At 70.4% G+C, this 23,436-nt stretch carries 20 protein-coding genes (1 of these 20 cut by a window edge); 15 read left to right on the plus strand and 5 right to left on the minus strand.

Annotated elements, in window-relative coordinates:
* Nucleotides 1–4,908: the 3' end of a non-ribosomal peptide synthase/polyketide synthase gene (locus tag OHB21_RS12005; protein WP_328438695.1), read on the plus strand. The gene continues 20,403 nt to the left of window position 1, outside the view; 4,908 of the gene's 25,311 nt are visible here — the last part of the coding sequence; its start codon lies beyond the left edge, outside the window; the stop codon is at nucleotides 4,906–4,908.
* Between the two features lie 39 nt (nucleotides 4,909–4,947).
* Entirely contained in the window at nucleotides 4,948–5,166 is a 219-nt protein-coding gene (locus OHB21_RS12010) for an MbtH family protein (protein WP_067513171.1), read from the plus strand.
* Between the two features lie 47 nt (nucleotides 5,167–5,213).
* On the opposite strand, the gene OHB21_RS12015 is transcribed toward OHB21_RS12010, so the two are convergent.
* On the minus strand, nucleotides 5,214–6,572 hold the full coding sequence (locus OHB21_RS12015) for a helix-turn-helix domain-containing protein (protein ID WP_067513173.1): 1,359 nt from the start codon (nucleotides 6,570–6,572) through the stop codon (nucleotides 5,214–5,216).
* 255 nt (nucleotides 6,573–6,827) lie between these two features.
* On the opposite strand from OHB21_RS12015, the gene OHB21_RS12020 reads away from it, so the two are divergent.
* Nucleotides 6,828–7,016, plus strand: coding sequence for a hypothetical protein (locus tag OHB21_RS12020; RefSeq protein ID WP_067513175.1), 189 nt, complete (start codon nucleotides 6,828–6,830; stop codon nucleotides 7,014–7,016).
* Nucleotides 7,017–7,146: 130 nt separating this feature from the next.
* The gene (locus OHB21_RS12025) at nucleotides 7,147–7,308 is read left to right on the plus strand and encodes a serine hydrolase (protein ID WP_113975146.1); all 162 of its coding nucleotides are present in this window, start codon (nucleotides 7,147–7,149) and stop codon (nucleotides 7,306–7,308) included.
* A 40-nt stretch (nucleotides 7,309–7,348) separates the two neighbouring features.
* Here the strand turns inward: OHB21_RS12025 and OHB21_RS12030 are convergent, their stop codons facing one another.
* Nucleotides 7,349–8,254 carry an oxygenase MpaB family protein gene (locus OHB21_RS12030; protein WP_067513177.1) on the minus strand — a complete coding sequence of 302 codons (906 nt, stop codon included), beginning with the start codon at nucleotides 8,252–8,254 and terminating at the stop codon, nucleotides 7,349–7,351.
* A 367-nt stretch (nucleotides 8,255–8,621) separates the two neighbouring features.
* On the opposite strand from OHB21_RS12030, the gene OHB21_RS12035 reads away from it, so the two are divergent.
* From OHB21_RS12035 to OHB21_RS12085, 11 genes are all read left to right on the plus strand, one after another.
* Entirely contained in the window at nucleotides 8,622–8,846 is a 225-nt protein-coding gene (locus tag OHB21_RS12035) for a hypothetical protein (RefSeq protein WP_067513179.1), read from the plus strand.
* The gene (locus OHB21_RS12040) at nucleotides 8,834–9,031 is read left to right on the plus strand and encodes a hypothetical protein (protein WP_067513181.1); all 198 of its coding nucleotides are present in this window, start codon (nucleotides 8,834–8,836) and stop codon (nucleotides 9,029–9,031) included. Before OHB21_RS12035 ends, OHB21_RS12040 begins: the two co-directional genes overlap by 13 nt.
* Before the next feature lie 291 nt (nucleotides 9,032–9,322).
* Complete coding sequence (locus OHB21_RS12045; protein WP_067513183.1) at nucleotides 9,323–10,192, plus strand: MlaE family ABC transporter permease; 870 nt, start codon at nucleotides 9,323–9,325, stop codon at nucleotides 10,190–10,192.
* A complete protein-coding gene (locus OHB21_RS12050; RefSeq protein WP_067513185.1) occupies nucleotides 10,193–11,056 on the plus strand; it encodes an ABC transporter permease in 864 nt (287 codons plus the stop codon).
* Nucleotides 11,057–11,065: 9 nt separating this feature from the next.
* Nucleotides 11,066–12,511, plus strand: coding sequence for an MCE family protein (locus tag OHB21_RS12055; protein ID WP_195142109.1), 1,446 nt, complete (start codon nucleotides 11,066–11,068; stop codon nucleotides 12,509–12,511).
* 2 nt (nucleotides 12,512–12,513) lie between these two features.
* The gene (locus OHB21_RS12060; RefSeq protein ID WP_067513189.1) at nucleotides 12,514–13,536 is read left to right on the plus strand and encodes an MCE family protein; all 1,023 of its coding nucleotides are present in this window, start codon (nucleotides 12,514–12,516) and stop codon (nucleotides 13,534–13,536) included.
* Complete coding sequence (locus OHB21_RS12065; RefSeq protein WP_067513233.1) at nucleotides 13,533–14,546, plus strand: MCE family protein; 1,014 nt, start codon at nucleotides 13,533–13,535, stop codon at nucleotides 14,544–14,546. Before OHB21_RS12060 ends, OHB21_RS12065 begins: the two co-directional genes overlap by 4 nt.
* Nucleotides 14,537–15,643 carry an MCE family protein gene (locus OHB21_RS12070; RefSeq protein ID WP_195142110.1) on the plus strand — a complete coding sequence of 369 codons (1,107 nt, stop codon included), beginning with the start codon at nucleotides 14,537–14,539 and terminating at the stop codon, nucleotides 15,641–15,643. The genes OHB21_RS12065 and OHB21_RS12070 overlap by 10 nt, the downstream gene beginning before the upstream one ends.
* Entirely contained in the window at nucleotides 15,640–16,749 is a 1,110-nt protein-coding gene (locus OHB21_RS12075; RefSeq protein WP_084538075.1) for an MCE family protein, read from the plus strand. Before OHB21_RS12070 ends, OHB21_RS12075 begins: the two co-directional genes overlap by 4 nt.
* The gene (locus OHB21_RS12080) at nucleotides 16,746–17,924 is read left to right on the plus strand and encodes an MCE family protein (RefSeq protein ID WP_067513194.1); all 1,179 of its coding nucleotides are present in this window, start codon (nucleotides 16,746–16,748) and stop codon (nucleotides 17,922–17,924) included. The genes OHB21_RS12075 and OHB21_RS12080 overlap by 4 nt, the downstream gene beginning before the upstream one ends.
* A gap of 27 nt (nucleotides 17,925–17,951) precedes the next feature.
* A complete protein-coding gene (locus tag OHB21_RS12085; RefSeq protein WP_228815330.1) occupies nucleotides 17,952–18,770 on the plus strand; it encodes a hypothetical protein in 819 nt (272 codons plus the stop codon).
* Nucleotides 18,771–18,778: 8 nt separating this feature from the next.
* Here OHB21_RS12085 and OHB21_RS12090 read toward each other — a convergent pair whose 3' ends face one another.
* The 3 genes from OHB21_RS12090 to OHB21_RS12100 all read right to left on the minus strand — a co-directional run bounded on the left by OHB21_RS12090 (nucleotide 18,779) and on the right by OHB21_RS12100 (nucleotide 23,423).
* The gene (locus OHB21_RS12090) at nucleotides 18,779–20,014 is read right to left on the minus strand and encodes a TetR/AcrR family transcriptional regulator (RefSeq protein ID WP_067513196.1); all 1,236 of its coding nucleotides are present in this window, start codon (nucleotides 20,012–20,014) and stop codon (nucleotides 18,779–18,781) included.
* A 144-nt stretch (nucleotides 20,015–20,158) separates the two neighbouring features.
* A complete protein-coding gene (locus OHB21_RS12095) occupies nucleotides 20,159–21,406 on the minus strand; it encodes a TetR/AcrR family transcriptional regulator (RefSeq protein WP_195124671.1) in 1,248 nt (415 codons plus the stop codon).
* Nucleotides 21,407–21,488: 82 nt separating this feature from the next.
* Nucleotides 21,489–23,423 (minus strand): acetoacetate--CoA ligase, encoded by a 1,935-nt coding sequence (locus OHB21_RS12100; RefSeq protein ID WP_328438707.1) that lies wholly within the window; start codon nucleotides 23,421–23,423, stop codon nucleotides 21,489–21,491.
* Between the last annotated feature and the right edge of the window lie 13 nt (nucleotides 23,424–23,436).

Genomic DNA, 23,436 nt, shown 5'->3' on the forward strand with positions numbered 1-23,436 from the left:
CTGTACAACACCTACGGCCCGACCGAGACCACCGTCATCACGACGATCAGCGAGCGGATGCGCCCCGGCGACCCGTTCGATATGGGCACGCCGATCCACGGCATGTCCGCGGTCGTGCTGGACGCGCGGCTGCGCCCGGTGCCGGTGGGCGTCGCGGGCGAGCTGTACCTGCGGGGGCCGGGGCTGGCGCGCGGATACCATGCGCGGCCGGGACTTTCAGCCGAACGGTTCGTCGCCGATCCCTACGGTGAGCCGGGCGGGCGGCTGTACCGCACCGGAGACCTGGTGCGCTGGACGCCGGCGGGTGCGCTGCAACACCTGGGCCGCACCGACTTCCAGGTGAAGGTGCGCGGTCTGCGCATCGAACTCGGCGAGATCGACGCGGTGCTCACCGCGCACGAGTCCGTGGAGTACGCGGTGACCGTCGGCCACACCGATCGCGTGAGCGGCGCGGTCTCGCTGGTGTCGTACGTGGTGCCCGCGCCCGGTCACACCGTCGATCCCGACGGGCTCACGGAATTCGCCGGCCGCTCGCTGGCCGCCTACATGGTGCCCGCCGCCATCGTCTCGCTGGACGCGCTGCCGCTGACCCCGGTCGGCAAACTGGATCGAAAGGCGTTGCCGGAACCGCGGTTCCGCACGGCGGAGTTCCGCGCCCCGCGCACCGAGGTGGCGCGCGCCGTCGCCGCCACCGTCGCGGACGTGCTGGGCCTGACCACGCCCGTCGGCCTGGACGACGACTTCTTCGCCCTCGGCGGCAACTCGCTCACCGCCACCCAGCTGGCGGCGCGCCTCGGCGCGGCACTCGGGGTGACCGTGGGCGTGCGGCGGGTCTTCGAACACGCCACCGTCGCCGGTCTCGCGGCCGAACTCGACACGGGCGAGCGGGAATCCGCGCGTCCGGTGCTCGCGCCGCGCACGGGCGACGGGCCCGTCCCGCTCTCGCTGGCGCAGCAGCGCATGTGGTTCCTCAACCGGCTCGACCGGCAGTCCACCGCCTACAACATCCCCCTCGCCGTGCGGCTGACCGGCGCGCTGGACGCGGCCGCGCTCACCGCCGCCGTCGCCGACGTGGTCGCCCGCCACGAGGTGCTGCGCACCGTTTACCCGCAGCGCGAGGACGGGCCGGTGCAGGTCGTGCTCCCGGTCGAGGCGGCGCGGCCGCCGGTGCTCGCGCCGATCGCCGTCGTCGCCGACGACCTGCCGGTCGCCGTCGCCGATTTCGTGGGCGCGGGCTTCGACGTGACCGAGGCGGTGCCGTTGCGCGCCAGGCTCTTCCGCCCCGTCGCCGAGGACGGCGTGGAACCGGATGCCCCCGAACACGTCCTGGTCGTGGTCGTGCACCATATCGCGGCCGACGGGTCCTCGCTGGTGCCGCTGGCCAGGGACGTCATGCTCGCCTACGCGGCGCGCACCAGGGGCGCGGCGCCGGCGTGGCCGCCGCTGCCGGTGCAGTACGCCGACTACGCGCTGTGGCAGCGGGAACTGCTCGGCTCGGAGGACGACCCGGACGCACTCGTCAGCAGGCAGCTCGCCTTCTGGACCGATGCGCTGGCCGGCCTGCCCGCCCAGCTGCCGCTGCCCAACGACCGGCCGCGCCCGGCGGTCGCCTCCACCAGGGGCAGGCACGTCGACTTCGCCGTCGACGCCGAAAGGCACGCCGCGCTCGTGGCATTGGGGCGCGCGAGCGGCGCGACCCCGTTCATGGTCATGCACGCCGCGTTCGCGGTGCTGCTGGCCCGGCTCTCCGGCACCGACGATATCGCCGTCGGCACGCCGGTGGCGGGCCGCGGCGAGGCCGCCCTCGACGACATGGTGGGCATGTTCGTGAACACCCTCGTACTGCGCACGCCGGTGCGCGGCGGCGACGATTTCACCACCCTGCTCGAGCGGGTGCGCGCGGCGGATCTGGCGGCCTTCGCCCACGCCGACGTGCCCTTCGAGCGGCTGGTGGAAGTGCTCAACCCGGAGCGCTCCACCGCCCGCCACCCGCTGTTCCAGGTGGGCTTCTCCTTCCACAACCAGGCCGAGGCCGACTTCACCCTGGACGGGATCACCGCCACGGCGGTCGATTTCGACTCCGAGGTGTCCCAGTTCGATCTGCACTTGGTGGTCACCGACCGCTACGACGCCGACGGCGAGCCCGCCGGCGTGGCGGCCACGCTCACCTACGCCACGGCGCTGTTCGACGAGTCCACCGTCGCGGGCTTCGCGAGCCGGTTGCAGCGTTTGCTGGCCCGGGTGTGCGAGAGCCCCGATGCGCCGGTCGGTGACCTGCCGCTGCTCGACGGCGCGGAGGCCGAGCGGATTCTCACCGCCTGGCACGGCTCGGACCGGGCGTTCCCGGCCGCCACCCTGATCACCGCGTTCGACGCGCAAGTGGCCCGCACGCCGGACGCGATCGCGCTGGTCGCCGACGCCGACACCGTCACCTACGGCGAGTTCGCCGCCCGGGTGCGCCGCCTGGCCCGCGTGCTCATCGGGCGCGGCGTCGGGCCGGAATCGCTGGTGGCCCTGGCCATTCCGCGCAGTGTGGACTTGGTGGTCGCGATGTACGCGGTGGTGACGGCAGGCGGCGCGTACGTGCCGCTGGAGCCGGCGCACCCATTGGACCGCACCGCCGCCGTGCTGGCGGCGGCCGCGCCCGAACTGGTGCTCACCTCGTCGCGGTGGTCGATGCTGCCCGGCGACGTGGCGGATCGCGAAGTGCTGCTGGACATCTCGGCCGTGCCGGAGGGCGTCGACGACGCGCCCGTCACCGACGGCGAGCGACGGCGTCCGCTGCGGCCCGCCGACACCGCCTACGTTCTGTTCACCTCCGGTTCCACCGGCACGCCCAAGGGCGTGGCGGTCCCGCACGCCGCGATCGCCCACCAGCTGGACTGGGTGCAGTCGGAGTACGCGCTCGGCGCCGACGACGCCACGCTGCTGATGACCTCCGCCGCGTTCGACCTCTCGGTATGGGAATTCTGGTGGGCCCCGCGCACCGGGGCCAGGATCGTCCTTGCTCCGCAAGGGGCGCAACGGGATCCGGACGGCGTGCTGGAGCTGATCCGGAACGCCTCGGTCACCACGGTGACGCTGGTGCCCTCGCTGCTGGCCATGCTCGCCGAGGTATGCGGGGCGCGGCGGCTGCCGCGTTCGCTGCGCAGGCTGCTGGTGATCGGCGAGGCGTTGCCCGCCGCCACCGTCGCCAAGGTCGGCGCGCTCACCGACGCCCGCGTGGACAACCTGTACGGGCCGACCGAGGCGGCTGTCTCGGTGACCCGCTACCGCACCTCGCCCGCCGAGGGCGGGGCGGTGACTCCGATCGGCACACCCGAACCGGGCAACCGCGTCTACGTGCTCGACGACCGCTTGCACCCGGTGCCGGTAGGCGTCACCGGCGAGCTGTACCTGGGCGGTGCGCAGCTGGCGCGCGGCTACTACGGCCGCGCCGATCTGACCGCCGAGCGGTTCGTCGCCGATCCGTTCGGCGCGCCCGGCGACCGCCTCTACCGCACCGGCGACATGGTGCGCTGGTCCGCCGGCGGTGAGCTGATCTACGTGGAGCGGCGCGACTTCCAGGTGAAGGTGCGCGGCTACCGGATCGAGCTCGCCGACATCGAGTACGCGCTGCGCGCGCGGACCGGTGTCACCGACGCGGTCGTGCTCGCGCACGGCACGGGCGAGAATATCGCGCTGGTCGGCTATTACACGCCCGCCACCGCACCGGAGCCCGCCGAGGTGCGGGCGGCGCTGAGCGAGGCGCTGCCCAGCTACATGGTGCCCACCGTGCTGATGCGGCTGGACGCGTTGCCGCTCAACGCCAACGGCAAGGTGGACCGCGCCGCGCTGCCGCGCCCCGAACTCACCGCGCGGGCGTTCCGCGCGCCGGAGACCGACCTCGAGACCGCCGTGTGCGCGGTCTTCGCCGAGGTCCTCGACGCCGAGCGGATCGGGCTGGATGACAACTTCTTCGACCGCGGCGGCAACTCGCTGCTGGCGACCCGGCTGGCTTCCCGGCTGAGTGAGGCGCTGGCCGAACGGGTTCCGGTGGTCTGGTTGTTCTCGGCCCCGACGCCGGCCGAGCTGGTGACGCAGCTGGAACTCGCCAGGTCGGGGCGCGGGCGGGTCGACACCGCCGCCGCGTTCGACGTGCTGCTGCCGCTGCGGACCGGTGGTGCGAAGGCACCGCTGTTCTGCCTGCACCCGATCGGCGGTGTGGCGTGGTCGTTCGCGGGTCTGGCCGCGCACGTCGATGCGGAGCGCCCGATCTATGGCCTCCAGTCGCCGGTGCTGAATTCGGCGGAGCCGCTGCCGGATTCGATCGACGAGTGGGCCCGCCGCTACGTGCGCGAGATCCGCGCCGTGCAGCCGGAGGGGCCGTACCACCTGCTCGGCTGGTCGCTCGGCGGCGTGCTCGCGCACGCGGTGGCGGTGCAGTTGCAGGACGAGGGGCAGCACGTCGCGACGCTGGCCATGATGGACAGCCCGCGCGGCGTGACGGCGACCGGCACGACCGTGCCGCTGGCCGATCTGCTGGGCGGCCTGCTGGGGGCGCGGGCGGCCGACGCCGACGCCGAACTCGACCTGCCCGCGCTGGCCCGCCGCCTCGCGGACCTGCCCGAACCGTTCGCCTCGTTCGGCGCGGAACGGCTGGGCCGGGTCCTCGACTCGGGCGCCCACTCGCTGTCGGTGATCACGCGCTACCGGCCCCGCCGCTACAAGGGCAACCTGGTGTATTTCACCGCCGCCCTGGACGATCCGACCGGCGCGACGGGCGCCGCGAGCTGGGCCGAGGCTGTCGACGGCACCGTGCACAACCACGCCGTCGCCGCCACCCACTGGCGCATGACCTCCGAGGCGGCGCTGGCCCGCATCGGCCACGTCCTCACCGCGGTCTGGTCCGACACCGACCGCCCCTGACCGCGCACATCCTCAGTCCCCCCACTGGAAGGCACTCCGATGACGAACCCCTTCGACGATGACGACGCCCAGTTCTACGTCCTCACCAACGCCGAAGGCGAGCACTCCCTCTGGCCGATCTTCGCCGCCGTCCCCACCGGCTGGACCATCGCCTACGGCGCGGCCCCCCGCTCCGCCTGCCTCGAATACGTCGAAACCCACTGGCTCGACATGCGTCCCAACTCCCTCGTCGCCGCCATGACCCCCGAAACCACCTGAATAGCCGGGGCGCGCCGGTCCCCCTGCCAACCGGCGCGCCCCGTCCCTCACACCTGCGCGCGGGATTCGATGACGGCGCGGGCGTGTTGGCGCCATTCGGTGACCGGGCGGGCGTAGGGGAGGCCGGCGTCGAATTGTTTGGCGCGCTTGGTGACCGTGAGGCCGACGTAGGTGTGGCCGTCGGTGAGGGCGCGGGTGGCGACCGCGCAGGCCTCGTCGGTTTCGCCGGTGGCGAGCAGCGCGGTGGCGTGTTCGAAACGGGCCAGGGCGGGTTCGGTGGTCTCGCTCGGGTCGTAGAGCGAAATCGCCTGGGCCGCCGCGGCCGCCGTCTCCGCCGGTTTGCCGAGGCGGGCGTAACCGACGGCGCGGTAGAACGCCAGCTTCTCCGGGCGGAACGAGAAGATGCCCACGGGCAGTTCGGTGTTCGCGACGCTGTCCAGCGCCCGCTGGGAGCTGTCGATGCACTGCGTGAAGCGGCGCTCGTCGCCGAGCGCGGCGTGCGCGCGGGCGGCCATGCCCCACAACCACGCCGCCGCCGCGCCGGTGCGCGGGTCCTGGGCGAGCCTGCCGTCGAGCAACCGCAGCACCTCGTCGGGCCGGTCGCTGTAGGTCGGCAGGTACGCCAGGCCGGCCAGCGCGATGTCCTCGGAGTACCGGTCGCCGATGTCCTGCGCGGCGTGGATGGCGGTGCCGTACCACAGCCGCGCCTGGCCGAAATGCCCCTCGTTGAACAGGATCTCGCCCACCACGTTGGCGAGCCGCCCCGCCGTGTGCACCAACCGGATCTGCTGGTTGGTGGACTGGCGCTCGGCCAGACAGCCCCGCACCGCGCGGAACTGCTCGAGCGTGGTCTGCAACAGTTCGTGCGGCGGCACCCGCACCACCTGCCTGCCCAGCGCCGCCGTCGATTCCTCGAACAGGCCGAGCCTGCGTTCGCTGATCGACCCGGCGTCCAGGGTGGCCAGCATCTTGGCCGGTTCGCGCGCCACCAGCTCGGCGGCCTGGCCCAGCAGGCCCGCGCCTGCGAAGGCCAGCAGTTCTCGCCGTCTCACCTCGTCGTCCTCGACTTCCTCGTCGAGCCCGGTCGGCGCGGGACGAATCCCGCTGCCGCCCGGCGCCTTTCCACTACCGAGCCGTTCGGAACCGGGCGCGCCGCCCGGTTCGCCCGGCGCCTCGCGGTGCGTGAGCGCCCGTTCGAAGCGGGCGCGGACGTCCGGTGCCGCGCCGGACAGCGCGGCGTCGAGCAACCGTCGGCTCGCGGCGTGCATCCGGGTGGTCCGGCCGTTCTCCCACAAGACGACGGTGCGCGGGGTGACCCCCACCGTGCGCGCGAACTCGTATCGACTCCGTTTCATCGCCGAGCGAAGCGCGCGCACGTCTTCGCCGGTCCAGTCGACCTCAACCATAGGTTCCGCTTTCTCGTACCAGGTCGATTCACTCGAAAATTACTCGCATTTACCGCATTCGGGACTGTTATGCGCCCAATCGCAACGCGCAGTCTGGAACGGCACCCGGCGCCGGGGTTGTGCCCAGGCCCTATGGGGGCACCCGCTCTCCGGAACTCGGCGCACGGTCCCGACGCGGCCTCGATCCAGCCGCCTCGAGCGCGATTCCGACGGTGCCTCCGGCGCCGGGTGCACCGACCTTGCGGAGGTACCACCATGAACGTGCCGGATTCCGATACCAGGGAGCTGTGGCGCATCCAGAGCCGCGATTGCGCGCAGGAACCGCAGGTCCTCGACGACGATCGCGCCCGGTTCATCCTGTCGGTGCACGCGGGCCACGGCGCCGGCTGTCGCCAGTACCTGGCCGCCTCGGCTTTCTGTTTCCGCCGCACCACCGAACGCTGACGGCGCTCCGGGCGATCAGGATGAGCCGTCCCGATGCCGTTGCGGCCCTGCGGTTCCTACCGTTCAGGCACGCGTCCGGCACCGATCGTCGTGACCTCGTCCCCGGTCGCCTTGCCGGCCGGTTGCTCGAGTGACGCGGTGGAGAACCGCGTCCGGCGTCTCGCCCAGCCGGGTCGGCGGCATCACCACATCGTTCACGAGTGCCCTTGTACTGCAACTGGTTTCTGAGGGCAAGGTGGCGCTGGACGAGCCGACCGACACCTACCTGCCCGGACTGCTGCGCGGCGAGTGAATCAGCACGCGGGTAGACCGAAACTCGCTGGGCGGCAAGCTCAGACCAGCGGCTTGGTCTTGCGCAGCCGCCTGCGCAGGTCGGTCATCAGGGCGTGGCTGCCGCCGTGGCGCAGGAAGCGGGGGATGAACCGGTTGACGAAGCCGACGAAGACGAACAGGTGCTGGAAGCGGCGCTGATCGGCGTCCGACCACGCCAGGCCCATCTGCTCGCGGAAATGCGGCGCGAGGAACCCGGTGGTGAGGAACTTCAACAGGTTCCGGAACGGCAGGCGCAGGTACCAGTGGATCATCCGCAGGTTCAGCAGGTCGTCGAGGTAGGCGCGCACCTTGTCGTCGAGGACGGCCTGCGCGCACGCCGCGTTCCAGTAGACGTCGAACTCCGCGCGGGTGGCGGGCCACATGTCCTCGGTGACCTGCAAGGTGGTGCCCAGCGTCGAGGAGGTCGCGTAGAACGCCTCGGCCTGCTCGGGATTCATCTTGCCGTGCAGCAGCTGGTAGGTGTCCTCGAAGCCGATGTAGAGGCAGGCGGCGACCCACAGTTGCAGGTTGCGGTCGAAGGCGTTGTATCGCACGGGCGCACCCGGTTCGGAGCGGACGTGCCGGTGCACGGCGTTGACCGCCTCGCGATAGGCCAGCCGCTCCTCCTCGGTACCGAGGATCGCCACCGCGAGGTACTGGGTGGTGGTGCGGGCGCGCTTCCACGGGTGGCTCATGAGCGCGCCGGATTCGACCTTGCTCTCGGCGACGCCGTGCCCGACGCCGGGCCGCGCCATCTGCATGGCCACGTTCGCGGCCGCGCCGGCGAAGGACCAGAAGTCCAGCGCGTCGGAGAGGCGCAGCGGCCGTTTGGTGAACGGGCGGTGCGCCGCGTCGATGTGGATGCGCGTGCGTTCGGTGGTGAGGGGTTCGTCGTGGGACCGGTGGGCGACGGCGTTGCTCGTCATCGAACATCTCCTGCTGGCTCTGGCCGGTGGCCGTCCGGGGTTAAGTTACTGATGATTCTGCACGAACTCCGGGCTGATGTCTCGTCTTCCCGCCAGATTGCGGCGGATCCTCAGAGTGAGAACAGTCGGTAACTTATTCCGTCCCCCCGACCTGGGCGGCGATTCGCCCTTACTAGCGCGATCTCGTGTTCCGACTGCGGTTTCGATCTTGCTGAAAAGCTTCCGAAACAGTGTGAAGCGTGCGTAACATACGGATCCGAACCGGTGTGTCGGCGCACGGGCGGGGCGGGTCGCGCAGTCGCGGCGCGACACCGTGGACTCGGCCCGACCCGCCGGGTGCACGCCGGGTCAGAAAGGACACGACCGCATGCTGCGACGGCTGGACCGAGTGCTGAGTTACGAGATGAAGGTGTCGGAATTCCTCGGCACCCTCGTCATCCTCGGCATCCCCTACGGACTGATCGGCGTCGTCTGGACGCTCACGCACACCGACCACCTGCGCGAGATGCACGGCATCGACGTGGTGATCTCGTTCCTCGGATCGATCGTGTGCTGGCCGGTGCTCACCTTCTCGAATGTGTGCATGACGTGATGGCGCTGGTGTGGCTCATCGACGTTCTGGTGATCGTCGTCAAGATTCTCGGTGGGCGGATGAAGGTCAATCCGGTGCTGCGTTTCGGGCTGTGGGTGTCGGTGCTGTGCGCGCTCGCCGCCGGCGTCGCGGTGCTCGGGTACGGGCTCGTCGGGCTGGAGCGGGTGCTGTCGGCGCTGGGATGAGTGGCGAATTCAGCGGCTAACACCAGACAACATCGCTCGGCGTAGGACGGCCGGTCCGGTCATGGCATCTCGATCTCTTCGTCGACGATATGGCCAGTTCAGAGCTGCTGTAGTCGCTTCGGTGCGACTGGATGGACGCCGAGCGATCCGTCCTCGAATTTGTAAGAATTCCAGTTAACATGTGTCTTGTGTCGCGGCCCTCGGCTGTGCGACACTTCACACGCTCCGCGCCAGGGAGAGGGCCGCACACCGGCCGGCGGGGACGGACACCGGGGAAAGGACTCGGGCAGCGTGACATCCACCGAACGACCTGCCGATCGCGAGGCGCCACGGCGCGGCGATCTGGACCGGGCCGTCGACGATCTGCTGGGACTGTGGCGGCGGCATCCGCAGCGGTCCCTGGAGACGCTCGGCCGCCAGGTGACCCTCGGCCGCGACGCCGTCGTCGAGCTGTTCCGCGCGCTCGCCGCCCGGCGCTTCCCGTACCACGAGTTCATCCGGCAGTGCGCGTTCATGGCCAGTGTCTCCGCCGCGCCCACGGTGTTCGTCGCCATCCCGATCGCGGTGGTGGTGTCGATCCAGGTCGGCGCGCTGGTCGATCAGGTCGGCGCCACCACATTCGTCGGCGCGGTCGCCGGGCTCGGCATCATCCGCCAGGGCGCGCCGCTGGTCACCTCGCTGATGATCGCGGGCGCGGTCGGCTCGGCCATCTGCGCCGACCTCGGCTCGCGCACCATCCGCGAGGAGATCGACGCCATGAAGGTGATGGGCGTGAACCCGGTGCGCAGGCTGGTCGCGCCGCGGCTGGTGGCGGCGGTGCTGGTGAGCATGCTGCTGTGCGGGTTCATCGTGTTCGTCGGCTTCGCGACGGCCTACATGTTCAACGTGTACGCCCAGTCCGGCACGCCCGGTTCGTTCATCGGCTCGTTCGCCTCGTTCGCCGTGGCCAACGACCTGCTGGTGGCGCTGGTGAAGGCGGCGGTGTTCGGCGCGCTCACCGCGATCATCGCCTGCGACATGGGATTACACGCCAAGGGCGGCCCCGGCGGCGTCGCGAACGCGGTGAACTCGGCCGTGGTCACCTCGGCGCTGATGCTGTTCGCCACCAACATCATCCTCACCCAGGTCTACAACACCTTGTTCCCCACGAAGGTGATCTGAGTGGGCAGCCGATATACACCGCCCGCGCTGCGCCCGTTCCGGGCGGTGGGCCTCGTCGCCGGCGTGCCCTACCAGGCCAACCAGCGCCTGGGCCACCAGGTCATCACCTTCTTCCGCGCGCTGGGCGCGGTGCCTTACGTGCTGCGCCACTACCGGTCCGAGGTGTTGCGCCTGACCGCCGACATCGGTTGGGGCAACGGCTCTCTCGTGGTCGGCGGCGGCACCGTGGGCGTGGTCGTCATCCTCTGCGCGTTCGGCGGCATCACCGTCGGCATGGAGTCGTTCACCGCGCTGAACCTGCTCACCATGGGCCCGCTCACCGGCGCCATCTCCGGCTTCGCCACCACCCGCGAACTGGCCCCGATCCTGGCCACGCTCGCCTTCGCCATCCAGGCGGGCTGCCGGTTCACCGCGCAGTTGGGCTCCATGCGCATCTCCGAGGAGATCGACGCGCTGGAATCGATCGCCATCCGGCCGCTGCCCTACCTGGTGACCACCCGGATGATCGCGGCCACGCTCACCATCATCCCGCTCTACACCATCGGCCTGGCCACCGCGTACCTGGCGACCAAGCTGTCGGTGCTGTTTCTCGGCGGCACCTCGGCGGGCACCTACGACCACTACTTCTTCCAATTCCTCATCGGGACAGATGTTTTCTTCTCGCTGCTCAAAGTCGTCGTGTTCGTGCTGCTCGCGACGTTCATCCAGTGCTACTACGGCTACGTCGCGACCGGCGGGCCCGAAGGCGTCGGCGTCGCGGCCGGGCGCGCGATCAAGATGGTGATCGTCGTAATGGTCTTCGCGAATCTCTTCATGACCCTGGCCATCTGGGGTATCGACCCCGGCTTCCGGATCTCGGGATAGGGGCCGGACATGCTGCTCGATCCCAGTGGCCGCGGACCCACCGCCCGTCAGCTCACCCTGGCCGGCCTGGCCATGATCGCCGCCGTCGCCCTGCTGCTCGGCCTGCTGATGATGCGCTACGACGGCCGTTTCGAGAACAAGATCGCCGTCACCGCCGAGCTCACCAGCACCGGCGACGGGCTGCCCGCCCGCGCGGACGTGAAGTTCCGCGGCATGGTGGTGGGCGCCGTCGACGCCGTGGACGTGGTCGCCGCCGGCCAGCGCCAGCGCGCCACGCTGCACCTGAAACCGGAAGTCGCGCACACGATTCCGGCGGATGTCACGGCGCGGGTGGTGCCCAACAACCTGTTCGGCGTCACGGCGGTCGAACTCGTCGGCAGCGGCGACGCGGGCGGGGCCGGACTGCGCGCGGGCGCGGTGATCCCCGAGGACACCGGCGGCGAGACCGTGCAGTTGCAGACCACGCTCACCGTGCTGCGCGATGTACTCGACAATATCCAGCCCGAGAAGCTGGGCCGCGTGCTGGCCACGCTCGCCGCGGCGCTCGACCCGGGTTCCCGGGTGCCGGGCTCCACCGTGGAACGGCTCGACGCGTGGGTCACCGAGGTGCGCGCCATTCCCGGTGTCGGTGACCTGCTCGGCGACCTGGGCCGGGCCACCACGCGGTTGAGCGAATCCGCGCCCGACCTGGTGGGCGTGCTCGCCGAATCCGTCACCACGGCGCGCACTCTCACCGAACGGCGCGCCAATCTGGTCGCGCTGCTGACCAACGCGAGCGGCGCGGTCGACTCGGTGAACAGTCTGTTCGCGCGAAATCCCAACGCCGCCAAGGAACTGGTGCCCGGACTCGGCGGCCTGTTCGGCAGCCTCGCCGACGATCCGCAGGCCATCCCGCACACGGTGCGGAATCTGAGCGTGGCGCTGGAGCGGATGGCGTCGGTGTTCCACTTCGGGCCGAGCCGGCAGATGGTGTGGAAGATGGATGTGAGCTTCACGCCGTTCCAGCAGTACACGCTCGCGGACTGCCCGCGCTACGGCGGACTCTCCGGACCGCGCTGCGCCAACGGCACCGTGCCGGAAGTCGCACCGCCGCAGGAGTTCCCGGAGCAGCTGCGGCCGGGCTGGCTGGACGCGGCGGGCCCCGCGCCGATCATCGCCGTGCCCGGCCCGCAGGGGGCGCCGGGCGAGGGAGCCGCGCAGGTGCCCGCGTTGCCGGGGTTGCCCACTCTGCCCGCGATCCCGGGCCTGCCCGCCATTCCCGGAATCACCGCGCCCGCTTCGTATTCGACGCCGCGGGGTGCGCCGATGCGTCCGGTCGCGGGCGGACGCGGGTTCGCCGGCGTCGCGGCGGTGGTCGGCGGACAGCCCACCGCCGCCCAGCTCCTGCTGCTCACACCGCTGCTCGCGGGCGGCGAGGTGACCGTGTACGAGACCGATCCGGAAGGGGGCCGGTAGCCGTGAGATCCAGGAAGGCACTGGCCGGGTTCAGCCTGTTCGCGATCGTCGCGATCGCGCTGACCTACACGATCTGGTCCACACTGCAACGCGCGGTGCCCGGCGAAACCCACGCGTATTCCGCCACGTTCGCCGACGTGATGGGGGTGCGCGTCGGCGACGACGTGCGCATGGCGGGCGTGCGCGTGGGCCGGGTCGATCGCATCTCCTTCGAGGAGGACTACAAGGCCCGCCTCGACTTCAGTCTGCAAGCGCGCCAACGGCTCACGACCACCACCGAGGCGGTCGTCCGCTACCAGAACCTCATCGGGCAGCGCTACATCGCGCTGCTGCCCGGCCCGGAGGAGGGCGAGGCGCTGCCCCCGGGCGGGCACATCCCGGTCGAGAACACCGAACCGTCGTTCGACGTGTCGGCGCTGCTGTCCGGGTTCGAGCCGCTGTTCGGCGTGTTGCAGCCCGATCAGGTGAACTCGCTGTCGGAGACCATGATCCAGGCGTTGCAGGGTGACGACGTCTCCCTGAGTCTGCTCATCACCCAGGCCGCCGAACTGGCGGGCACCTTCGGGCAGCGCGACCGCATCCTCGCCGACGTGATCACCAACCTGAGCAGCGTCATCGCCGGATTGGCCAATCGCTCCGCGGAATTGGAGACCCTCATCACCCAGTCCAGGGCGCTGGTCGAAGCGCTGTACGCCGAAGGCGAATCGCTGAAGAGTTCGGTGGCCCAGGTCGCCGTCTCCACCGACGCGCTGGCCGGGCTCATCACGCAGGTGAAACCCGATTTGGCGCAGGCGCAGAACGACGCCACCACCGGTGTGGCGCTGCTGCTGTTGAACGGCGCCGCGCTGGACAAGGCCGCCGTGCAACTGCCCGGGGTGCTCAACGCGCTGGCGCGCGCCACCAGCTACGGCGCCTACGCCAACGCCTACATCTGCCGCCTGGACGTGTCGCTGTGGGGCGTGCTGCTGCCGCCCGGACTGTTCTCCCAGGTCGGCGGCGAATCACAGTCGGAGGTGTGCCGATGAGGCGGCGAATTCCCCTCCCGCGCTACGCCGACAACCGGTTCCTGTGGCTGGGCCTGCTCGCGGGCGCGGCCGTGGCGCTGCTGGTGGTCGGGTCCAGCGCGCTGTCCGAAGCGCGCTTGGCGGACAAGACGATTCACGCCGAGTTCGCGCAGGCCGCCGGGCTGCGCGCGGGCGCGACCGTCGATGTGTCCGGTATCGAGGTGGGCGCCGTGCGGGCCGTGCGGCTGGTGGGCGACAAGGTGGTCGCCGATCTGCGGGTCCGCCGCGACCTGCGGCTGGGCCCCGACGCCCGCGCCGCGATCAAGATGTCCACCATCCTCGGCAGGCTGCACGTCGAACTCGTGCCTGGCAACGGAAAAGGCTTGCCGGACGACACGATTCGCCTGGCGAACACCGCCGTGCCGTACAACCTCGCCAAGGTCATCCAGGACCCGGTGTACACCTCCTCCTTCGAGCGCATCGAGCGCATCGACCCGGAGAAGCTGCGCCAGGCCCTGGACACCCTGGAGCGGCAGATGGGCGATTCCCCGCAGCTCACCATCGCCGCGCTGGACAGCATCGGCGCGCTGGCCAAGGTCATCAACGAGCGCCGCGACGAGGTGGATTCGCTGCTGAAGGGCCTCGACCAGGTCTCGCAGCTGGTGGCCGACAACCAGAACAGCGTGCTGTTGCTGCTCACCCGGGGTGAGGCCATCGGCGAGGCGGTCGCGCTGCGCCAGGACCTGCTGCGGCAGTTGCTCGACAACGTCGCGGCCCTGTCGGGGCTGCTGCAAGAGATGGGCCTCGAGAACGAGGGCCAATTGGGCCCGCTCATCCAGAACCTCAACACCATGACCGAAGGGCTGGAGAAGAACCGGGAGAACCTGGACCGCCTGTACGAGATCATGCCGGTGACCATCCGGCAGTTCAATAACGCGCTCGGCAACGGTCCCTACGGCGAGGTGTGGGCGCCGTGGGTCTTCCCGGACAACTGGCTCTGCTTCGCACAGGCGGTACCCGGATGCAACTGAGAAGGTTTCGTGGCTCGCTGAAACTGGCGGCCCTCTGTGTGGCGGCCGCCGTGACCTCGGCGTGTTCGCTGCTGCCCGAGAGCGTGTCGTCGCTGCCGGGCGAGTACCTCGGCGAAAGACTGCGCATCAGCGCGGATTTCGAGAACGTGGCGGGGCTGTATGCGGGCAACGAGGTGGCGGTGCTCGGCGTGCCCGTGGGACGGGTCGAAACCGTCACGCCCAAGGGCGGTTTCGTGCAGGTCACCATGGCGATCGACAAGAGCGTGCGGATCCCCGCCGACGCGGTGGCCGCGCTGATCTCCCCGCAGCTGATCACCAACCGGCACGTCGAACTCGCGCCCGCCTACACCGAAGGTCCCGCGCTCGAAGACGGCGCGCACATTCCGCTGGAGCGCACCAGGACTCCGGTCGAACTCGACCGCATCCTGGACAATTTCGACCAGCTCGGCGCGGCGCTCAAAGGCGACAACACCGAGGGCCCGATGGCGAGCCGGGTGCTGTTCCCGCTGCTCGACGGCAACGGGGACCGGTTGCGCGAGACGCTCGACGCGCTCTCCTCGGCATTCCAGGTCACCTTCGCCAACGGCGACCAGATCGCCAACACCATCGTGAAACTCAACGAGATCACCCAGATCATCGCCGCCAACGACCAGACCGTGCGCGACTTCAGCGGCAGGCTCACCGAATTGGTGCGTCTGATGGGCGAGCAGTCACCCGGCCTGCACGCGGTGATCGCGCAACTCAACGAGTTCGTCGCCAACACCTCCACGGTGGTCGGCGAGAACCGGGATCAGCTGGCGGGCGCGCTGACCCGCTTCGTCACCATCACCGAGCAGATGCGCGCCAACGCGCGCAACCTCACCGAGATCGTGGACGTGACACCGCTGATGTTCGAGAACATCGACAATGCCGTCAGCCGCGAGCACCGCGCGATCCGCCTGCACGGCCTGCTGGACAAGGCGGTCCTCGACGGCGAGGCGCTGTCGCTGTTCTGCGAGCGCGTGCAGATGCGCCTCGACGGCTGCCGCACCGGCAAGATCCAGGACATGGGACCCGATTTCGGGCTCACCGCCGCGCTGCTGGGAATCGCGAAGTGAGCGGGCGGAGCGTGCGCAGGGGCGTGGTCGCGCTGGTCGCGGCGCTCGGTGTGGGCGCGGCGAGCGGGTGCGCGGTCACCGTCGACAACGTGCCGCTGCCGAAGCCGGGCCTCGACGCCCCCGGCTACACCCTGCACGCGACCTTCCGCGACGCCCTCAATCTGCCCGACCGCGCGCACGTGCGGATCGGCGGCACCGATATCGGGGTGGTGACCGGCATCAGCACCACCAACTTCATCGCCGACGTGGAAATGGAGATCCGCCACGACATCCGGTTGCCGCGCGGCACCACGGCCGAACTGCGCCAAGCCACCCCGCTCGGAGACATCTTCGTGGCCATGACCCTGCCGCCGCAGGACCCGGGGGCGCCTTTGCTCGGTCCGGGCGACACCATCGGCGTCGAGAACACCTCGGCGGGCGCGTCGGTCGAACAGCTCATGGTGTCGATCTCCATGCTGCTCAACGGCGGCGGGCTCAATCAGGCCGCCGAGATCACCGCCGAGATGAACTCCATGTTCGGCGGGCGCGCCCCGCAGCTGGCCCACCTGCTCTCCGAAATGACCGCGGCGATCACGGCTTTGAACGAGCGCACCGCCGACATCGACGCGGTGCTGGCCGGCGTCAACGTGCTCACCGGCGAATTGGCCGCGCGCAAAGCGGAATTGGGGCAGGCGGCCGACACGTTCCCGGATCTGCTCGGGTTGCTGGCCGAGAACAATCAGGACATCTCCGCGCTCATCGCCAAGGTGGCGGTCACCATGGCCGCGCTGGGCGATTTCACCGAGACCAGCGGCGGCGAGTTCGTGAGCCTGTTCGACTCCGTCGGCCGGCTGATGTCGGGGTTCACCCAGATGGGCGACGACCTGCGGCTCACGCTGGAGCGGCTGGACCAGCTGTACCCGTCCATCATGGCCTCGTTCGAGGGACCGAATCTCTCGGTGGCGGCCACGGTGTCGTACCTGAGCATCGGCGCGCTCACCGATCCCACCGGCAGCCGCGCACCCGAGCTCAACGACGTGCCGCTGTTCATCGGCAGCCTGGCCCAGGTGATCGAGAAGGTCATCGGCAGGCTCACCAGCCCGCCGCGGCAGGAGGGCGGACGATGAACATCCCGCTCTGGAACTATGTGGTGCGGCACCGGATCGCGGTGGCGAATATCGGATTGGTGCTGGTGCTGCTGGCCGGCTCGGCCTACCTCGCCGGTGCGGTGCTGCGGTTCGATCCGCTGGCCCGGACGTACTCGGTGACGGTGGAATTGGAGACCTCCGGCGGCCTCATGCTCAACAGCGACGTGAACTATCGCGGCACCCGGGTAGGCCGGGTGAGCGAGGTGCGGGTGTCGGGGACCGGCATCGCCGCGGTCGCCGAAATCGACTCCGCGGTAAGGATTCCGGTCGGCGGCACGGTGGCGGTGGGCAGACTCTCCGCCGCCGGCGAGCAGTACCTGGACTTCCGGCCCGACTCCGACAGCGGGCCATACCTGGCCGACGGCGCGGTGGTCGAGCGGGCGCGCACGGCCGCCCCGGCCACCATGCAGTCGGTGCTCACCAACGTGAGCGGACTGATCGGCGGCATGAACCCGGAGCGGTTGAGCGTCATCGTGGACGAACTCGACCGCGCGCTGGCCGGTGGCCCGGATCGGTTGCGCGACATGATCTCCGGGATCAGTCGCGCCATGGCGGGTCTGTCGGATCTGCTGCCGCAGACCCGGCAGCTCATCGAGAATCTGCGGGTCATCTCGTCCACCACGTCGCTGGCGCAACCGGATCTGACCACGCTCACCACCGGGGCGGGCGCGCTGTTCGAGCAGCTGACCGCCGCCGATCAGGAGGTGCGCCGGTTCCTGGACCTCGCGCCCGGCCAACTGGCCACGCTCGGCGGGTTCGTCGCCGAGACCGAGGACCCGGTCACCAACCTGGTCACGAACTTCGTGGCGATCACCAAGTCGGCGAAGCTGCGCCAGCCCGCCATCGCGGCGCTGTTCCCCGCGCTGCGGTCGGGCTCGGAGGCGCTGGGCATCCCGGCGCACGATGGCGCCTTCCACACCCTCGTCGACCCGTGGCCGCGCCCGAGCTGCGACTACGCCACCATTCCCATCGTGCCGACGCTGGCCACCGCCGACACCCGGGTGCGGCTCTACAACTACTGCGTCACTGACAATCCCGCGCTCCAGGTGCGCGGCTCGGCGAACGCGCCACGGCCCGACGTCCCCGACAACGGCTCCGGCCCGCCGCCCGGCGTCACCGGCGACGAACTGTCCCAACCCGCGCCCGGCCGGTGAGCCGTGGCGAGCAAGGAAGGAAAAGGCATGAGCGACAAGGATGTCGAGGGAGAAGCAGCGGCCGCGCCGGAGGTTGCTACCGAGAGCGCTGTCGGCGCAGGGAAAGACGGCGCCGACGATGCGCACGGAGCGAAAGGCGCTGACGCTGTGGAGGATGCGGCAAGTGCCGAGGGTGCGGGCGCTTCCCCGGAACAGTCTGCGGGCGAGGGGAAATCGAGACCAGTCGCCTCGGCGGCGGTCCCTGTCAGTGAGTCGGGCGGCGCCGATGACGGCGGTGCAGAGGCGCGGAAGGATGCCAAGGCCGAAACCGGCCCGGCCCTCCGGTCCCGGATCGCACTCGGCGGCAAGGGGATTCACCTCCTGCGCGCCGCCGTCGCGCTGATCGTGGTGGCCTCGGTGGCCTCGACCTTCTACTTCTTCATCCAGAACCGCGAGAACCGCGCCCTCCTCGATGCCCACGAGGAGGCGGCCGCGGCCGCGTGCCGATACGCGCCGGTGCTCGCCAACTACGACGCCAAGAACCTCGATCCCTACTTCGCTGCGGTGCTCGACGGCGCGACCGGCGACTGGAAGACGCAGTTCGACGACACCAGCAAGGAACTGCGCGAGGTGCTCACGCAGGGTGAGGTGGTGTCGAAGGTCGAGGACGTGCAGTGTGCCGTCAAGACCGGCGACGAGACCTCCGCCGAGGCGATCGTGGTGATCGGGCAGACCATCACCAGCCTGGGCACGCAGGGCCAGCCAGCTCCCGGCCAGCTCTCGATGGTCATGCGCATGGAGAAGGTGGACGGAACCTGGCTGGTGAACAACGTGAATTCCCCACTGGCGCAAGGGCCGCAGCAGTAGCACCGGCGTCAGCCGCAGCCGGACAGGATGACCCGCATGAGGTGCGCGACCCGGTCGCGGCCGCAGATCGGGTTGTCCGGGCCGAGCCACTGGGCGAGGTCCACCACCAGTGCCAACGCGGCGTGCACCAGCACCCGCGCCTCGGCGGGTGAGAGTTCGGGGCGCGCGCCCGCGGCGAGCTTGGCCCACTCTTCCACGTTGAGCCGCTGGATATTGCGCAGCACCGTGCGATCCTCGGCGGGCACGTTGCCGATCTCGGCGTAGTAGACGAACGTGAGTTCCCGCTCCGCGAACGACCCGGCCACGTACAGGTCGATCAGCGTGGACAGTGCCTGTTCCGGCCCGTCGGCGGCCGCGATGGTCGGGCCGATGACGGCCGAGACCCGGTCGGCCGCCCGGCGGAACGCGGCGGCCAGGATATCGCCTTTACCCCGGTAGTACCGGTACACCGCCGAAGACGCGGGCAGCCCGGCGGCGGTCGCGATATCCTCCACGCTGACGTTCGGATAACCCCGCTCGTGGAACAGCGCGATCGCGCGCTCCAGCAGCAGTTCGTGCTTGAACGCCCGCGGAATCTCCTCGGCGCGAACGACTTCCGTCTCGCCGGTCAGTGGCGGCAGTTCGCTCCCGGCCACCGCCCGCACCGCCGCGTGCAACAGCGCGGTGAGCGCCCGCACCGGGATCGAGACGTGGTGGTCGGAGATGCTGCCCGTCACGCTGAGCAGCGCGGCGGCCAGTACGGTGCGCTCCGCGCCGCCGAGGCCCGGCCGGGTCGCCACCAGCAGCCCGCCCAGCACGCCGTGGATCCGCACCAGCTGATCCACCAGGATCTGCCGGTCCTCGGGCTCCAGATACCGGCTCTGCCAGCGCAGCATCGCGGCGCCGCTGCGGTTGGCGATCGACTCGCGCACCATCGTGTCGAGCACGTGCGCCAGGCGCCGCTCGGCGGGTGCGTCCGTGAGCGCGGCGGGCACCAGCACCATCTGCTCGGCGAGGGCGCTCAGGCGCAGCGCCTCCTCCCGGAACAGCGCGTACTTGCTGGGGTAGTGGCGGTAGAGGGCGGTCGAGCTGATGTCGAGGCGCGAGGCGATCTCCTCCATGCTCACGCCGTGGTAGCCGAGCGCGCCGAACGCCTCCACCGACACCGCCGCGATCTGGGCCCGCCGGTCGCGCGGCCGCCGCCGGACCGGGCGCGCCGCGCCGTCCGCTGCGGTGCGCGAGGTGCGGCGATTCTGCGCGTCCATGCGGCGATGGTAGCCCAACCGGACGCTCGGTCGAGTGCCCTTTCCGGCTCCGAGACAGAACTGAACAATAGATCACAAGTGTGGCGTAACAGTGCTGTTCACCGCGACGATTGCATCGTTACGCCCGAGAATGCTCAGTAACATTCACGCGGCGTCGGCGCGTCCGAAGAGCACCGTCTGCATGAGCGCGCGCACCCGCTCCTGGGACGCGATCGGCTCGCTGCCGAACGACCGCCCGAGATCGACCACCAACGCGAAGGCGGCGTGCACGAGGAAGCGGGCCTCGGCGGGGGAGAGCTCGGGCCGCACCTCGCGCAGCAGTTTCGCCCACTCCTCGACGCTGAGGCGCTGGATATTGCGCAGCACCGTGCGCTCCTCGGCGGGCACGTGCCCGAACTCGGTGTAGTAGACGAAAGTCAGGGCGCGTTCGGCGAACGAGCCCGCCACGTAATGCTCGATCAGCGTGGTCAGCGCGTCCTTCGGGGAATCCGCCGCGGCCACGGCGGGACCGATCGCGGCCGACACGCGGTCGGCGGCACGGCGGAACGCGGCGGCGAGAATATCGCTCTTGCCCCGGTAGAAGCGGTAGACCGCCGACGCGGCGGAAAGCCCTGCGGCGGAGGCGATCTCCTCCACGCTCACATTCGGGTAGCCGCGATCGTGGAACAGCTCCACGGCCTTGTGTAGCAGCAGTTCGTGTTTGAACGAGTCCGGGATCTCCGGCGCCGCCGCCCGCTCGGCGGTGGCCCCGGCCGGCGGCAAGTCGGCGCGGGCGATCGACCAGCAGGCCGATTCCAGCAGGCGCGCAAGGGGTTTCACGGGCAGCGAGGCGTGGTGGTCGGCGATGCTGGTGATGGCGCTGAGCAGGGCGGCGCGCAGCACGCGCACGTCGTCGTCGGCGAGGCCGGGGCGCAGCGCGCGCAGTTCATCGCCGAGCGCGGCCAGCACGGTGGACTGCTGCTCGGCCAGCACCGCCCGGTCCTCGGGCTCGAGGTAGCGGACCTCCCAGCGCACCAGGGTGACGCTGGGCCGGTTCTCGATGGTCGCGGCGATCAGGGCGCCCAGTACGCGGCCGAGCCGTTGCGCCGGATCGTCGCCCGGGGCCGCCTCGGGTAGCCGCACCGAGTCGGTCATCGCGCGGCCGACGCGCAGCAGTTCCTCGCGGAACAGGGCGTATTTGCTCGGGTAGTGCCGGTACAGGGCGGCCGAGCTGATGCCGAGCCCGGAGGCGATGTCCTCCATGCTCACGCCGTGGTAGCCGAGCGCGCCGAACGCGGCGGCCGACGCCGCGGCGATCTGGGCCCGGCGATTCTTCGGCCTGCGCTTGATCTCCCGGGGTGCCTCCTCGCCGCTGACTGCCTTTCGCGCCGTACGGCGATTGTCGACACTCATGCCCGCCATGGTAACGACCGGGACCGCCGGGTGATTTGCCCAGGTCACCGGAGGCGGATGGGGCCGTGCGACGCGACCGCGCCTACCTGGGTCCGATCCCGGCGTACCAGTCCAGCAGATCGGGATCGTCGACGGCGCTGCGCTCCACCACCCGCGCGGCGTCGGCGCCCTGGAACAGCTTCTTGATCGGCACCTCGAGCTTCTTGCCGGTGCGGGTGTGCGGGATGCCGGGCGCGGCGATGATCTCGTCGGGCACGTGGCGCGGGGACACCTCGGTCCTGATCACCGCGCTGATCCGCGCGCGCAGCTCGTCGGTGAGATCCGCGCCGGGCGCGAGCAGGACGAACAGCGGCATCCAGTAGCCGCCGTCGGGGCGTTCGACGCCGATGACCAGCGCTTCGGCCACCTCGGGCAGGCGTTCCACGGCCTGGTAGATGTCGGCGCTGCCCATGCGGATGCCGTGGCGGTTGAGGGTGGAGTCGGAGCGTCCGTGCACGACGATGCTGCCGTGATCGGTGATCGTGATCCAGTCGCCGTGCCGCCACACGCCGGGGAACATGTCGAAGTAGGCGTCGTGGTAGCGCCGGCCGTCCGGGTCGTTCCAGAACTGGACCGGCATGGACGGCATCGGCGCGGTGACGACGAGTTCGCCGACCTCGCCGCGCACCGGTTTGCCCTCGGTGTCGTAGGCGTCCAGCGCGACGCCGAGGTAGGGCGCGGAGAGTTCGCCCGGCCACACCGGGACCGCGCGGACGCCGCCGATGAAGGCCGACACCACATCGGTGCCGCCGCTGATCGAGTTCACCGGAATGTGCTCGCCCACGTTGTCGCGCAACCACAGGGCCGAACTCGGCGGCAGGGCCGAGCCGGTGATGCCGACCGAGCGCAGGGCCGACAGGTCGTGGTCGGCGCGCGGCACCGTGCCCGCCTTGATGCAGGCCAGCACGTAGCCGGGGCTGGTGCCGAGCACGGTGGCGCGCACGTCGGAAGCGATGCGCCACAACGCATCCGGCGCCGGGTAGGTGGGGCTGCCGTCGTAGGTGACGACGGTCGCGCCCACCAGCAGGCCCGCGATCTGGAAGTTCCACATCATCCAGCTGGGGCTGGTGTACCAGAGGAACGTGTCGTCGGGGCCGATATCGGATTGCAGGGCAACGGCTTTCAGATGTTCCAGCAGCACGCCGCCGTGGCCGTGCACGATGCCCTTCGGCAGGCCGGTGGTGCCGGAGGAGAACACGATCCACAGCGGGTGGTCGAAGGCCACGGCCTCGGTCTCGATCACGGTGCTGTCGTCCGGGGCGATGGCCTCGGCCCACGGCGTCGCGCCGGGCACCTCGAGGCCGAGCCGCGACACCGCGACCGTCGCGCGCAGTGTGCCGAATCCCTCACGCAGCGCGGCGATATCGGCGCGCTTGTCGTGCGTCTTGCCGCCGAAGCGGTACCCGTCGGCGGTGACCAGCACGACCGGTGCCAGCTGGCCGAGCCGGTCCAGCGCGGCCTTGGGCGAGTAGTCCTGTCCGCAGGCGCTCCAGATCGCGCCGATGCTCGCGGTGGCCAGGAACGCGACGATCGCCTCGGGGATGTTCGGGAGGTAGCCGACCACCCGGTCACCTGGTCCCACGCCCGCCGAGCGCAAGTACCGGGCGAACGACGCGGTGGCGTCGATCAATTCGATCCACGACACCTCGCGCACCGGTTCGTCCTCGTGCACCGCGAGGACGGCGGGCCGGTCGGTGCGGACCTGCCGGATGATCTGGTCGACGTAGTTCAGCTTGGTCCCGGGAAACCATCGCGCGCCCGGCATCTCGGCGCTCGCGAGCACCTCGCCGTCGATCTCGCCGAGCGCGAAGTAGTCCCACACCGCGTGCCAGAAGCCGGGCAGATCTTCCACCGACCAGCGCCAGAGCTGCTGGTAGTCCGAGGTTTCCACGCCCGTGCGCGCGGCGGCGAAGCGGGCGAAATCGGTGATCCTGGCTCCGGCGATGTCCCGATCGGTCGGCACCCACTGTGGTTCCACCGTGGTCCTCCTG

Origin of the sequence: Nocardia puris, assembly GCF_036051655.1 — a bacterium.
GTDB lineage: Bacteria > Actinomycetota > Actinomycetes > Mycobacteriales > Mycobacteriaceae > Nocardia > Nocardia puris.